Raw genomic sequence first — 11,753 nt, 5'->3', positions numbered from 1 at the left:
AAATAAGAACACAAGTTCGTATTTGTGGTTGTTAATCCATCATATATTGCCAACTCGGCAACTGTCAATTCCTTTTTTTAACGGTTTTATGGAAATTGGTTTGCCATATCGGAAAATCAATGATAATATAAAAAAGAACTTCTTACCGGAGGGAAAGATGGTCATGACGTTGGGAAGCCGGCTGAGAGAACGGCGCGAGCGTCTCGGCAAGACGCAGTTGACCGCTGCCAAGGAATTAGGGATCAGCAATGTCCAGCTTTCGCGCTACGAATCCGACGACCGCAAGCCCGAGCCCGACATGCTCGGCCGTTTCGCCGAATATTACAAGACGACCGCCGACTACCTCCTTGGTCTGACCAGCGATTCGACGCTGGAGGGAGCGACGGGCATCCCGTCGGAAGCGGCGGCCTTCGAAGAATTCATGCGGAATCCCGAGCACGGATTATTTTTCAAAGACTACTTGGATGCGCCTGAAGCCCGGCAGGAGGAGATGCTGCGTTTTTGGACGTTTATCCGCGAGCAGGAGCGTCTCCGCAGAACGGATCGCGATCATGAATAGACGAGCCGGCGCCCTTTGGGCGTTTCTTTTTCGCCGACCGACCGAACGTACATTCTTATTCCGAGGTGCCGCAGATGCTCCAGTATTATCAACCGACGCCCCTCGAACAGTGGATCGAGGCGCTTTGGCACAGGGCCGGGATTTTGAGACCGGATCAATTGACCATCGAGGAAGTGTCCGATCGGTTGGACGTATGGGTTCATTATATGAACGCGTCCAGCAAAGCCTTGGAGTGGATGGGAATACGATCGGTGCTTATCGACCTGCGCTTGACGGCCGAGCGGCAATGGGAGGATTATTTGCACGAACTATGTCATATTCTCCGGCACGCCGGCAACCAGACGGTCATGCCGCGCGCTTTTCTGGAGCATCAGGAGGCCGAGGCGAAGCGATTCGTCCTCTACGCTTCAATGCCCTTTTCGATGATCAAGGATATCAAGCTTCCTGCGATTCGCGGGGAGGCGGTGCAGTTGCTGGCCAGCCGGTTCGGCGTCACCTGCGAGCTGGCGGACGTTCGCCTCGACCAGTTTCAGCGCCGGGCTTTCGAGGCGGTGCTATGGGAGGAGATCGGCAAGATGAAGAAGGAACCGACCGCGGAGGCCGCCCGCGAAAAAAATGAAGCTTCCATGCCGGGAGACGAGCCGCCCACGTAAAATAAAAAAGGATGCGTTCGGCGGCTTCGCCTCGCATCCTTTTCCTGTCGATCGGCGGCTCAGTAGGCCGTCACGCCGATTTTCGCGATCGTCTCGCGGATGAACGCCGGCTCGTCCTCCGGCTTGCGCGACGTGATCAGATTGCCGTCCACGACAACCTCCCGATCCACGAATACGCCGCCGGCGGCCTCGACCTCCTCTTGAATGGACGCGGTCGCCGTTAGCGTTTTGCCGCCGAGCACGCCCGCCTTCGCAAGCACCTGCGGACCGTGACAGATCGCCGCGATCGGAATGCCTGCGCTGTCTGCTTCGGCCACGAATGCGATGACCGCCGGATCGTCCCGCAGCTTGGCGGGCGAGCCGCCGCCGGGAATCACGATCGCCTCATAGTCTCCGGCTTTGGCGTCGCCCGCCGCCAGATGGGACGTGTACGCGACCGTCCCCTTCTTACCCTTCAGCTCCTTGCCTTTCTCGGTGCTGATGATGTCGATATCGTTGCCGTTTTCGACCAGCGCGTCGTACGGATTTTGCATTTCCGAATCCTCATAGCCATCCTCCAGTAAAAACGCGACCTTGCGGAGCCCTTGCTTGACGGTTGCCATATCGAATCAATCACCTCTTGTTCGCTGTTTATGTACGGAAGCAGAACGCGGCTTGCGGTGCCGCGTTCTGCTCCATGACTGCTATTAAAAATGGTCATCCTCGACAACAACAATTCGTTCGTTCGCTTCGCGCGGGTGCCGGGAACATTTCAGACGGTTGCCCGATTGTTAAGCCCTGCCTCATTCGAACATGGAGGATTGTTGCGGGCTGTGGCGGTGACCTGAGCAAGCGTCAACTCGAACCCTTGGCCGTGATGCTGCGGAACGCTATTGCCGTTCCGCGATTCCGCGCTGTCCTTCCTGGTTCAACGGAATCACATCCTGTCCTTAGGCGATAGCAAGTTTGCCATGCCATTCTTATCCGGAATCATCGTCAGGCGGCCTCAGCGCTCGCTCGCGAACCTGCCGTGATCGTCACGAACCTGGTTCCCGATGTCAGGCTGCAGCCCGGCCTGCTGATCCCATGATGCCCTTGATTCGGCATTCGCTCGTCCCAACTCTTCGTCGTCGTGTTCACGATCCGGAGATCTAGCCCTCGCTTCTCCGCCGTGCATCGTGGCTTCGCGCCTCGCGCTCACGTCTGGATCTGCTCGTGCCATTTGAATCACTCCTTCAAGGGTGGAATGGCCTTGCCCTTATTATTACCCGCCGGGACAGCCGCGAACCGGTTTTAACCGTTTTCAATCATTAAACAATTTTAATGCGCCGTTAACAAATGCGCCTTCGCGAATCTCTTCGCCAAAATTAGCTCCTTCGGGCCTAACTAACAATCGAAGAAACGGGTAATCTTATTTAAAGATGCGATTAAGGAGGAACACGACCGATGAAAAAATGGTTCATGCCCGGATTGATTACCGCTTGCTGCTTGATTGCCGTCCTAATGGTGTTTTTCTCCCTCAGGGACAAAGAGCCGTCCGGCGGAACGCACGAGGCCGCGCCTTCCGCATCCGCCGGCGAAGCGCCCGCCGCAGTCGATGCGGAGGCCGCGACCGCCATCTACAAGAGCAATTGCCTGGCCTGCCACGGCGATCAATTGCAAGGCGGCATGGGCCCGGCGCTGACGAAAGTCGGAGCGGACATGTCCGAAGCGGACATCCACAAGCAGATCCTGAACGGCGGGGGCGGCATGCCGGCCTTCAAGGGCACGCTGACGGACGAGCAGATCGCCACGCTGACGTCTTGGTTGGCGGCGAAAAAATAAGCGTAATCCGGCGACCCCGCAGGGGTCGCTTTTTTTATTACTCCAAAATAGCCTTCCGAGGTTCCAAACTTACTTGGCGGACAGTTCGCTTTCTGTAACCCACTTATGGTTTTTGACGGTCTCTCCGCCTGTCGTGGGAGCGTAATCAACCATATAAACCGTGGTCGCTTCCGCCGATTCAATCTTGCCCGTCGCGCCTTTCATTCCCGGCATGTGATCCGCTTCGATGACGACTTCCGAACCAGGCTCGAACGGCTTGTCCCCCGCCTCCTTCAACTCCTGATGAATGACCCATTTATGATCTTTCACAGGTTCGCCGCCGGTTGTAGGCGTATAGGTGACAACGTACGCGGTCGTATCGTAAGCCCCCACGATCGTTGCGGCAGCGCCTTTCATCCCTGGCATGTGGTCTGCCTGAATGACGGCCCGACTCCCCACTTTGAAAGTCGGGGCGGCAGCTTCCGTCAATCCGGCAGGAACGTCCCCGCCGTGACTCATATCCGTATGAGTCATGCCGCTTGATGGACTGCTTGGTTCAGCTTCGTTATCCTTCGTATTCCCGCACCCGCTCGCAGCCAGCACGGCCGCAAGGCAGAGCAACGCCAAACGTCTTCTCATTTTCAAGCGTCAACTCCTTTTAAACGGATAATATACTACGCCATTATACCCCCTGGGGGTATTTTTGCAACATCTTTATATATGTCCGTCTTCAAGCTCGGCTATACCAGCTCTTTTAAGCAAGCATCAAAAGGAATTCGCGGCCGCGGTCCGGCAATCTCTATCTTTAAAGGGAACGATAACACAAAACATTCATGATCCTGCCGGGTCACAGGCTATGATGAATATCTCATCGTAGCCTTTTTTTAGTGATTTCTAAGATACTGAAGTTGACCAGGTCAAGTTCGTGGTTTTTTGCGGTGGATCTTACCCCGAACACAAAACTGAATGGACAACCTTCGAAGCACAGGCTATTGGATTGCGAGTCCGGATAAAAAATTTTCACGTTTCAGGTTGTCTTCCTGGTTTTCATGATGGAAAGGAGCGCATGGGTATGCTTGAAGCCATTCTAGAGCGTTGTGCTGGACTGGACGTGCACCAGGAATCCGTCGTCGCTTGTGTGCTGTCCGGTCCGCTTGACCAAAAGCCCAAGTGCGAAATTCGCACGTTTGGCACGATGACCGACGAACTGCTGGCCCTTGGCGAGTGGCTGTCGGAACAAGGTTGTAGTCAGGTCGCCATGGAAAGTACCGGCGTGTACTGGAAGCCCATTTGGAACGTGCTGGAATCCTTCGATTTCGATCTGCTGCTTGCCAATGCACATCATATCAAGAATCTACCCGGCCGTAAGACCGACATCAAGGATGCTGAATGGATTGCCAAGCTGCTTCGCTGCGGTTTGATCGAGAACAGCTTCGTCCCCCCCGGTCGATATTCGCGAATTGCGTGATCTGACACGATACCGCAAGAAGTTGGTCCAGGAAGCGACAGCGGAGAAAAACCGCATTCACAAGCTGCTGCAGGATGCCAATGTGAAGCTGACCTCGCACATGTCCGACATCTTCGGCGTTTCCGGCCGCCTGTTGCTCCAGAAGATTGTGGATCACGAGGTCATCACGATGGATTTTCTGGAGACGCACATGAAGGGTGCGCTAAGGCATAAATCTCCCAAGCTGCTTCAATCGCTTAACAGCCGCCTTCGCGCTCACCATCGCAGCATGATCCGTATGTCCTGGGAGCATTTGCAATACATCGAGTCCTCCATCGCTCAGATGGAAACGCATATTCGCAACTACACCAAAGACAAAGAGGAGAGCTTCAACCTGCTGCTGACCGTACCGGGAATCAACGAAAACGCGGCGGCCGTGATCTTGGCCGAAATCGGAACGGACATGAGTCAATTCAAAAGCGACCACAGTCTGGCAGCTTGGGCAGGTATGAGCCCGGGCAATCACGAGAGTGCGGGTAAAAAAAACGGCAGCGGGCAAGGTCCGGAAACAGTCAACTAAAAGCGATCCTTTGCGAATGTGCTTGGGCGGCCTCGATGACACGAAATACAAGGCTTTCTGCCCGTTATTGGTCGTGGGTAAAACGACTGGGCAAGAAGAAAACGTTGGTTGCGCTGGGCCATACTTTGCTTCGAATCGTCTATCACCTCCTGCTTCATCGCCGTCCGTATCAAGAGTTGGGACCCGATTACCTGGATCGGCATCGCGCTGAACGTCAGCTTCGCAAGCAGTCTCAAATGATTAAACAGCTTGAAGAAAGCGGCTTTTCCGTCACCAAATTGGCTTAATGAATGCTGACTCTACAACCCCCCTAAGAACTTCCAAATCGGCAGTTCTATTTTTGCATGCGCGTCGAAGGCAGTACGTGCATGGCGATATTCATAAAAAAAGACGCGGTCCCGAGTCTCGGGAAACCGCGCCGTCGTTGGCGTCTTATGGTGCTGATGAAGGGATTCGAACCCCCGACCTACGCATTACGAATGCGTTGCTCTACCAGCTGAGCTACATCAGCGAACACTTTTACAGAATACCGAATTCACCGCCTATAGTCAAGCGTTTTTTCGTTTTTTTTTTGATTTTCCATCCTGGGGGGTTCGATATGGGCCGAATGTGCCTTATAATGAGGCTCAAAGGAGTGAACGCCGGGTGTACAGGATTCTGATCGCCGATGACCAGACGCTCATGCGGGACGGGCTGCAGACGATAATACAACTCGAAGACGACATGGAGGTCGTCGGGACCGCCGAGAACGGCGAAGACGCCTGCGCGCTCGCGATTCGGCACAAGCCGGACCTGGTGCTGATGGACATCCGCATGCCCGTGATGAACGGCATCGAGGCGGTCAAGAAGCTCCGGCAGGATGCCCCCGGCGTAAGAGTGCTTATGCTGACTACGTTCGACGAGGACGATTATATTATTGAAGCGCTCGCGAGCGGCGCGGTCGGGTTTCTGCTCAAGGACATTCAGAGCGACAAGCTGCTCCAGGCGATTCGGGACGCGGCACGCGGCGAGATGATGCTGCCCGCCGGCATCGCGGCCAAACTGGCCGCACGCCTCGCTTCCCCGCATGGCGGCAAGCCGACGGGCTTGCGCGCCCGCGGCCGGACGGACGGGCTCAAGTTTACGGACCGCGAGCTCAGCATCATCGCCTTAATGGTCGAGGGCCGTACCAACCGCGAGATCGCGGGCCAGCTGTTCATGAGCGAAGGCACCGTTAAAAATTACGTCAGCACCATCTACGACAAAATCGGGACGAACGATCGAACGCAGGCGGTCATCTGGCTGAAGGAGATGGGGAGCGGCGGTTGAGCCCATTCGCCCGGCGTCAGTTACCGGCATCGTTCAAGAAAGGACGCCTCACATCATGAACGCGAATGCTCCAAAACTTGCCCCCGGCCGATCGGCGCGGGGGCTCATCGCGCTGATTACCCTCGAACGCACCTTGCCGCTCATACGCTCGTGCCGACCACATCTGCTTTCCCTCGCAAGCACCTTGCCGCTCATACGCTCGCGCCGACCATTTGTGCTTTCCCTCGCAAGCACCTTGCCGCTCATACGCCCGCGCCAACCATTTGTGCTTTCCCTCGAAAGCACCTTGCCGCTCATACGCCCGCGCCAACCATTTGTGCTTTCCCCTCGAAAGCACCTTGCCGCTCATACGCTCGTGCCGACCACATCTGCTTTCCCTCGCAAGCACCTTGCCGCTCATACGCCCGTGACAACCATTTGTGCTTTCCCTCGAAAGCACCTTGCCGCTCTTCGGCCCGCACCGACCACATGTGCTTTCCCTCGAAAGCACCTTGCCGCTCATACGCCCGCGCCAACCACATGTGCTTTCTCTCGAAAGCACTTTGTCGCTCATACGCCCGCGCCAACCACATGTGCTATCCCTCGAAAGCACCTTGCCGCTCATACGCCCGCGCCAACCATTTGTGCTTTCCCTCGAAAGCACCTTGCCGCTCATACGCCCGCGCCAACCATTTGCGCTTTCCCTCGAAAGCACCTTGCCGCTCATACGCTCGTGCCAACCATTTGTGCTTTCCCTCGAAAGCACCTTGCCGCTCATACGCTCGCGCCAACCCTTTGTGCTTTCCCTCGAAAGCACCTTGCCGCTCTTCGGCCCGCACCAACCATTTGTGCTTTCCCTCGAAAGCACCTTGCCGCTCTTCGGCCCGCACCAACCATTTGTGCTTTCTCTCGAAAGCACCTTGCCGCTCATACGCTCGTGCCGACCACATGTGCTTTCCCTCGAAAGCACCTTGCCGCTCTTCGGCCCGCACCGACCACATGTGCTTTCCCTCGAAAGCACTTTGCCGCACGCCAGCCCGCAATGGCCGAATGAGCTGCTCCTCTCCCTCCGTACCACTCAACTGGAAACCATCCCTGCTTTACTCCGCCCCTCAAGTCTGTTATCTTAAAACAAGAACATAAGTTCCCATAACCTTTTATAATTCTCGGAGGAGGTCCACTGGATGAATCCGACGCAATATTTGCCCATGCGCGCCAAGACGATTCTGAACGCAGTGAACGCCCCGTCGATGCCCTTCGATTGGTCGATCAATCCTTACCGGGGCTGCCAGCACGGCTGCAGCTTCTGTTATGCGCGAAGCACGCACGCTTTTCTCGGCGAAGCGGCGGACGACGCGTTCCAGCATCGCATCTTTTACAAGGACGATGCGCCGACGATCCTGCGCGCCCAGCTGCAGCGCATGCGCGCGCGGGGCAAACTGCCTTCGCACGTGGCGATCGGCACAGCGACGGATCCGTACCAGCAGCTCGAGGCCAAGGCGAAGCTGACGCGCGGCTGTCTGGAGACGCTCGCCGAATTCGGCGTAGGCGTCAGCATCACCACCCGCTCGCCGCTCGTGCTGCGGGACCTCGACCTGCTGCGCGCGCTGCCAGGGGTCTCGGTGAATATCAGCGTTCATACGCTGGACACCCGGATCTGGCGGACATTCGAACCGTCGACCCCATCGCCCGCGCGGCGGCTCGAATGCGCGCGCACGCTGACAGAGGCCGGCATTCGCGTGCATGCCTTCGCCGCGCCCATGCTGCCGCTGCTCACCGACGGCGAAGCCGATACCGAGGCGCTCGTCGAAGCGCTCGCGAACGCGGGCGTCCGCTATATGATGTCGTCATTTTTGCGGCTGTCCACGCCCGAGGTCAAGAGCTGGTTTTTCTCGGTGCTGCGGTCGGCGCACCCCGAATTGGCCGAAGCCTACGGCAAGCTATACTGGCATTCCGCGCGCCTCCCGGACAGCTATCGCCGGCCGGTTTATTCCCGAATCGCTTCGCAGATGAAGCGCTACGGGCTATCCGAGATCGGCGCCATGGAAGTGCCGAAGGGCGATGCCGCCTATGTCTTAGGCTCCGTTTCAGGTGCCGCGCCTCCCGCGACGGCCGCTTCGCCCCATTTACCGACGACCGCATCGCCTCTTTCAAGCAAAGTGGTCGACTTGCCATGCCAGCCGGTACAGTTGGCGCTTTTCTGAGGCGATCCACCGCATGCTCCAGCGCTCGCTCGGGCATCCCATTCCGGCACGCCCCTCTCCCCCTCGCGCATAAGCTGTGATGACAATCGCCTAGCGCAGGCAAAGGGGAATGAAAATGAACGTACAAACGCTGATGCTCCCGATCTCGATCGAGCGGACCGAGAAGCCTCCGCTCAAGCTCAGCACGCCTGTCATCACAGGCGGAACGGGCGAGCAAGCCCGCAAGACCATGAACGAAGCGATCAAGCGCGAAGAGGCGTCGTTGATGTCCATCCAAGGCTATCCGTCGCCCGACGTACAGGAGATGGACGGAACGTTCGAAGTGAAGACGAACCAGCGCGGCGTCCTCAGCCTGTCGCTGCTCAACTATGTGTTCACGGGCGGCGCGCATGGCAACACGATCCAGAAGTCGCTTACCTTCGACGCGGACACGGGCCGCTCTTACAAGCTGAAGGACCTGTTCAAAAAAAGGGGCCGATTACGAAAAGAAGCTCAATGCGCTTATCGAAGCCCAGATCAAAGCGCGCAAACTCCCGCTGCTGTCCTCCTATCCCGGCATTTCTGCGGACCAGGATTACTACATCGCGGACAAAGCGCTCGTCATTTATTTTCAGCTTTACGATCTGGTCCCTTACGCTTGGGGCTTTCCCTACTTCCCGATTTCCGTATATGCCATTCAGGACATCATCGACGAAGACGGACCGCTCGGTGCGATGATCTATTGAGGACGAGCGACACGACGCTCATCGCAAAAAAAAGGAAGGCCGCCGTCGCAGCGGGATGCGGTTCGGCAGCCTTCCTTTATGCTTTTCCGGCGTTCAACGCGCCCCAAGCCCCAACGCGCCACGCTGCTTACGATCCATCGTTACCATTTGCCCGGATCGATGTCCTGCGGCGTCAGTCCGGCCCAGATATTCGGCACGTCCACCGACGCCGGGTCGTCGAACACCAGGAACGCCGTCGGCAAGTACCGTCCGCCTTCGCCCTTGGACGACGGCTTGTTCACGAGCTCGCCGCCTTCCTTGACCAGCACGGTGGACGAACCGCCGTCGAGATTGGCCGCGATGACCGCGCCGTGCTCCAGCATGATCTGCTGGCAATCGTACAGATCCGCGCCGATGCTGTAGCCGATCTGACGGCCGTCGATGATCAAGAACAGAATCTTGCCGTCCGCCCGCTGGCCCATAACCGTTCGGGGCGCGATGCCCCAGCCGTTCGCGTGGTTTTTGATGAGCCCTTTGCCGTTGACGATGATCCGCGGCTCGAAGCTGACCGCTTCGGAGATGCCGAGGTCCATCAGCTCCTTGATCGAATAATGGCCCGCGATCATTTTGCCGTTTTTGTCCAGCCCCACGATCTGCGTGCTGCTGTTCTTGCCCAGCCCGTTATAATAAATCTTGCCCTGGGTGATGACGAGGCCGATCGGCTGAAAGCCGTTGCCTTGCCAGTTCGGGTCCGCGAAGCCGCCCGCATTGACGCCCGCGATCGCGCCGGTCCGCTTGACCATGCTCGGCACCTTCTCGCCTTTGCCCGCCTTCGCCGGCACGACGAGTCGAATCTTGGTCGGATCCGACACGGTGAGCAGGTAGCCGTGAAAGCCCTTGCCGTCCACTTCTTCGATGGACGTGAGCGGGTCCGTCGCAGCCGTCTCGTCTTCGCGCGGCGCGTCCGCGGGGAGCGCGATCTCATGGGTATCCTTTTCTTCGCCCATGTCTTTAAACTGCTGGGCGTAAGCGGCCACCCGTTCCCGGAGCCCTTCTTCGCCGATCAAATACTTCGCGTACTCGCGATGCTGCGTCGTGATGATCGCATCCGCCAGCCGATAACGAACCGAAGTACCCGACGGCGTCACGAAAAACCAAACGGCAAACGCCGCCGCGAGCACGACCATCGTCCAGAAAAACGCGACCAAACGCCGCCAGGCTTTATTTTCTTCAGGGCGCCGGCCCATGGCCGAGCGCGCGGACTTGTTGGCATACACCTCGGCCCGGGAACGCCCGCCAGGCGCGCCTCCGGGTGTCGACACGTGAGGATTAGGAATGATGTCACGCTCCTGTCTGTTGGCAAATCTACCGAAATAGACGTTTGAATCGCGCCGAGAGTTGCATTTCCGACCAAAATGGGTATAAGGCCCGCCCACCGCGCCGGCATCCGACATCATTGCCCAGGAAATGACAGCTTAAATTGTCGTTCAACCTTCGCAATTGCCGTCATATTCGGTTACCATAAGGCGAACGAACTTGTTATAATGGACCGAAAGCCGCCTTGCAGCATTGCAGCGGCACACGGGATCGGAGGCCACTCAATGAGCGAGAACACGAAAACCAAAACCTATGGAATAACCACCCGCACCGATACATATGTCGTCTACGAGCTGACCGACAGCGCGACGGATTCCAAAGTGACCGTATGTCCGCAGCGCGGGGGCATCGTCATCGGCTGCCGGCTGAACGGCGAAGAGCTGCTCTACCTGGACCGCGATACGTTCATCGACCCGACCGCGAACATTCGGGGCGGCATTCCCGTGCTGTTCCCCATTTGCGGTCAGCTTCAAGGCGGCGCCTACGAGTGGGAAGGACAGACTTACCGCATGAAAAATCACGGCGTCGCCCGCACCGCTGCCTGGGAAGTCGTGAACGCGTATGCGGACGAGGACGAGGCCGCGCTGACGCTCGAGCTTCAAAGCAACGAAGAGACGCTCGCGTCGTATCCTTTCGAATTCGAACTTCATTTCACCTATCGACTCAAGGCGGGCAAGCTCTATATCGAGCAGTCCTACAACAACCTGTCCGAACGGGACATGCCGGTACAGGCAGGGTTCCATCCTTATTTCGCTTCGGCAGACAAGCATATGACGTACAAGATCGACGCCACGAAGGCGCTCGACTACAACGACGGCCAAATCAAACCGTTCGACGGCGCGCTGGACCTTGGCGGTCTGGTCGAATCGGTCGCGCTCCTTGATCCCAAGACGCCCGAGATCTCCTTCCCGTCGACGTCCGGCCGCACGATCAAGCTGAGCTACAGCGACGTATTCGGCGTCGTCGTGCTTTGGTCCGTCGAAGGCAAGCCTTTCGTCTGCGTCGAGCCCTGGACCGCCTTGAACGAGGCGCTCAACCGCAAAGAAGGCCTCATCCTCGTGCCCCCAGGCGACAGTCTGGATGCCGACTTCACGATCGAGACCGAAGCTTAATCCAAAGTCCAAGAAAATTGCGCCCGTACTGCAAAGCGGCCTGCCGCG

General features: G+C 57.5%; 16 protein-coding genes, 1 tRNA gene and 1 pseudogene. 11 read left to right on the top strand and 7 right to left on the bottom strand.

Going from position 1 to position 11,753, the window contains the following annotated elements; all coding sequences use genetic code 11:
- Nucleotides 1–163 precede the first annotated feature (163 nt).
- Nucleotides 164–559, top strand: coding sequence for a transcriptional regulator (locus OMP40_RS10540; RefSeq protein ID WP_277531200.1), 396 nt, complete (start codon nucleotides 164–166; stop codon nucleotides 557–559).
- Between the two features lie 74 nt (nucleotides 560–633).
- Entirely contained in the window at nucleotides 634–1,212 is a 579-nt protein-coding gene (locus OMP40_RS10535) for an ImmA/IrrE family metallo-endopeptidase (protein WP_277531199.1), read from the top strand.
- 59 nt (nucleotides 1,213–1,271) lie between these two features.
- On the opposite strand, the gene OMP40_RS10530 is transcribed toward OMP40_RS10535, so the two are convergent.
- Together OMP40_RS10530 and OMP40_RS10525 are read right to left on the bottom strand one after the other, a co-directional pair.
- On the bottom strand, nucleotides 1,272–1,814 hold the full coding sequence (locus OMP40_RS10530; RefSeq protein WP_277531197.1) for a DJ-1/PfpI/YhbO family deglycase/protease: 543 nt from the start codon (nucleotides 1,812–1,814) through the stop codon (nucleotides 1,272–1,274).
- Nucleotides 1,815–2,197: 383 nt separating this feature from the next.
- Entirely contained in the window at nucleotides 2,198–2,413 is a 216-nt protein-coding gene (locus tag OMP40_RS10525) for a hypothetical protein (RefSeq protein ID WP_277531195.1), read from the bottom strand.
- 224 nt (nucleotides 2,414–2,637) lie between these two features.
- Here OMP40_RS10525 and OMP40_RS10520 point away from each other — a divergent pair, with 224 nt between their 5' ends.
- On the top strand, nucleotides 2,638–3,015 hold the full coding sequence (locus tag OMP40_RS10520) for a c-type cytochrome (RefSeq protein ID WP_277531194.1): 378 nt from the start codon (nucleotides 2,638–2,640) through the stop codon (nucleotides 3,013–3,015).
- Between the two features lie 69 nt (nucleotides 3,016–3,084).
- On the opposite strand, the gene OMP40_RS10515 is transcribed toward OMP40_RS10520, so the two are convergent.
- Complete coding sequence (locus OMP40_RS10515) at nucleotides 3,085–3,633, bottom strand: YdhK family protein (RefSeq protein WP_277531192.1); 549 nt, start codon at nucleotides 3,631–3,633, stop codon at nucleotides 3,085–3,087.
- Nucleotides 3,634–4,066: 433 nt separating this feature from the next.
- On the opposite strand from OMP40_RS10515, the gene OMP40_RS10510 reads away from it, so the two are divergent.
- From OMP40_RS10510 to OMP40_RS10500, 3 genes are read left to right on the top strand one after another with little or no spacing between them, the layout of a single operon-like run.
- Nucleotides 4,067–4,462 carry an IS110 family transposase gene (locus OMP40_RS10510; protein WP_277531189.1) on the top strand — a complete coding sequence of 132 codons (396 nt, stop codon included), beginning with the start codon at nucleotides 4,067–4,069 and terminating at the stop codon, nucleotides 4,460–4,462.
- On the top strand, nucleotides 4,455–5,021 hold the full coding sequence (locus OMP40_RS10505; RefSeq protein ID WP_277531187.1) for a transposase: 567 nt from the start codon (nucleotides 4,455–4,457) through the stop codon (nucleotides 5,019–5,021). The genes OMP40_RS10510 and OMP40_RS10505 overlap by 8 nt, the downstream gene beginning before the upstream one ends.
- A gap of 35 nt (nucleotides 5,022–5,056) precedes the next feature.
- The gene (locus OMP40_RS10500; RefSeq protein ID WP_277531185.1) at nucleotides 5,057–5,308 is read left to right on the top strand and encodes a hypothetical protein; all 252 of its coding nucleotides are present in this window, start codon (nucleotides 5,057–5,059) and stop codon (nucleotides 5,306–5,308) included.
- A 148-nt stretch (nucleotides 5,309–5,456) separates the two neighbouring features.
- On the opposite strand, the gene OMP40_RS10495 is transcribed toward OMP40_RS10500, so the two are convergent.
- Nucleotides 5,457–5,532: transfer RNA gene (locus tag OMP40_RS10495), tRNA-Thr, on the bottom strand.
- 134 nt (nucleotides 5,533–5,666) lie between these two features.
- On the opposite strand from OMP40_RS10495, the gene OMP40_RS10490 reads away from it, so the two are divergent.
- On the top strand, nucleotides 5,667–6,329 hold the full coding sequence (locus tag OMP40_RS10490; protein ID WP_277531184.1) for a response regulator: 663 nt from the start codon (nucleotides 5,667–5,669) through the stop codon (nucleotides 6,327–6,329).
- 575 nt (nucleotides 6,330–6,904) lie between these two features.
- On the opposite strand, the gene OMP40_RS10485 is transcribed toward OMP40_RS10490, so the two are convergent.
- The gene (locus OMP40_RS10485) at nucleotides 6,905–7,390 is read right to left on the bottom strand and encodes a hypothetical protein (protein WP_277531182.1); all 486 of its coding nucleotides are present in this window, start codon (nucleotides 7,388–7,390) and stop codon (nucleotides 6,905–6,907) included.
- Between the two features lie 102 nt (nucleotides 7,391–7,492).
- Here OMP40_RS10485 and OMP40_RS10480 point away from each other — a divergent pair, with 102 nt between their 5' ends.
- Complete coding sequence (locus tag OMP40_RS10480) at nucleotides 7,493–8,512, top strand: SPL family radical SAM protein (RefSeq protein ID WP_277531179.1); 1,020 nt, start codon at nucleotides 7,493–7,495, stop codon at nucleotides 8,510–8,512.
- 90 nt (nucleotides 8,513–8,602) lie between these two features.
- Here OMP40_RS10480 and OMP40_RS10475 read toward each other — a convergent pair whose 3' ends face one another.
- A complete protein-coding gene (locus OMP40_RS10475; RefSeq protein ID WP_277531178.1) occupies nucleotides 8,603–8,785 on the bottom strand; it encodes a hypothetical protein in 183 nt (60 codons plus the stop codon).
- On the opposite strand from OMP40_RS10475, the pseudogene OMP40_RS10470 reads away from it, so the two are divergent.
- Both OMP40_RS10470 and OMP40_RS10465 read left to right on the top strand, forming a co-directional pair.
- Nucleotides 8,742–8,852, top strand: a pseudogene (locus OMP40_RS10470) (DUF3298 and DUF4163 domain-containing protein); the annotation flags it as partial. The gene OMP40_RS10475 and the pseudogene OMP40_RS10470 sit on opposite strands and share 44 nt — an antisense overlap.
- A 163-nt stretch (nucleotides 8,853–9,015) precedes the next feature.
- Nucleotides 9,016–9,237 (top strand): RsiV family protein, encoded by a 222-nt coding sequence (locus OMP40_RS10465; protein ID WP_338131153.1) that lies wholly within the window; start codon nucleotides 9,016–9,018, stop codon nucleotides 9,235–9,237.
- 140 nt (nucleotides 9,238–9,377) lie between these two features.
- On the opposite strand, the gene OMP40_RS10460 is transcribed toward OMP40_RS10465, so the two are convergent.
- Nucleotides 9,378–10,463 carry a phosphodiester glycosidase family protein gene (locus tag OMP40_RS10460; RefSeq protein ID WP_420871958.1) on the bottom strand — a complete coding sequence of 362 codons (1,086 nt, stop codon included), beginning with the start codon at nucleotides 10,461–10,463 and terminating at the stop codon, nucleotides 9,378–9,380.
- 354 nt (nucleotides 10,464–10,817) lie between these two features.
- On the opposite strand from OMP40_RS10460, the gene OMP40_RS10455 reads away from it, so the two are divergent.
- Entirely contained in the window at nucleotides 10,818–11,705 is an 888-nt protein-coding gene (locus OMP40_RS10455; protein WP_277531176.1) for an aldose epimerase family protein, read from the top strand.
- The last annotated feature ends 48 nt before the right edge of the window (nucleotides 11,706–11,753 follow it).

It is taken from the genome of Cohnella rhizosphaerae, assembly GCF_029525575.1.
Classification (GTDB): domain Bacteria; phylum Bacillota; class Bacilli; order Paenibacillales; family Paenibacillaceae; genus Cohnella; species Cohnella rhizosphaerae.
The sequence above is the reverse complement of the archived record's forward strand: the minus strand, read 5'-3'. Positions and strand labels throughout refer to the sequence as shown.

What these genes read in the sequence shown, in the direction of transcription:
- OMP40_RS10510 (WP_277531189.1), top strand. Translation starts at nt 4,067, where the DNA reads ATGCTTGAAGCCATTCTAGAGCGTTGTGCTGGACTGGACGTGCACCAG.
- OMP40_RS10480 (WP_277531179.1), top strand. Translation starts at nt 7,493, where the DNA reads ATGAATCCGACGCAATATTTGCCCATGCGCGCCAAGACGATTCTGAAC.
- OMP40_RS10455 (WP_277531176.1), top strand. Translation starts at nt 10,818, where the DNA reads ATGAGCGAGAACACGAAAACCAAAACCTATGGAATAACCACCCGCACC.
- OMP40_RS10530 (WP_277531197.1), bottom strand. Translation starts at nt 1,814, where the DNA reads ATGGCAACCGTCAAGCAAGGGCTCCGCAAGGTCGCGTTTTTACTGGAG.
- OMP40_RS10540 (WP_277531200.1), top strand. Translation starts at nt 164, where the DNA reads ATGACGTTGGGAAGCCGGCTGAGAGAACGGCGCGAGCGTCTCGGCAAG.
- OMP40_RS10520 (WP_277531194.1), top strand. Translation starts at nt 2,638, where the DNA reads ATGAAAAAATGGTTCATGCCCGGATTGATTACCGCTTGCTGCTTGATT.
- OMP40_RS10515 (WP_277531192.1), bottom strand. Translation starts at nt 3,633, where the DNA reads ATGAGAAGACGTTTGGCGTTGCTCTGCCTTGCGGCCGTGCTGGCTGCG.
- OMP40_RS10500 (WP_277531185.1), top strand. Translation starts at nt 5,057, where the DNA reads ATGACACGAAATACAAGGCTTTCTGCCCGTTATTGGTCGTGGGTAAAA.
- OMP40_RS10525 (WP_277531195.1), bottom strand. Translation starts at nt 2,413, where the DNA reads ATGGCACGAGCAGATCCAGACGTGAGCGCGAGGCGCGAAGCCACGATG.
- OMP40_RS10460 (WP_420871958.1), bottom strand. Translation starts at nt 10,463, where the DNA reads ATGGGCCGGCGCCCTGAAGAAAATAAAGCCTGGCGGCGTTTGGTCGCG.
- OMP40_RS10535 (WP_277531199.1), top strand. Translation starts at nt 634, where the DNA reads ATGCTCCAGTATTATCAACCGACGCCCCTCGAACAGTGGATCGAGGCG.
- OMP40_RS10475 (WP_277531178.1), bottom strand. Translation starts at nt 8,785, where the DNA reads ATGGACATCAACGACGCCTCTTCGCGCTTGATCGCTTCGTTCATGGTC.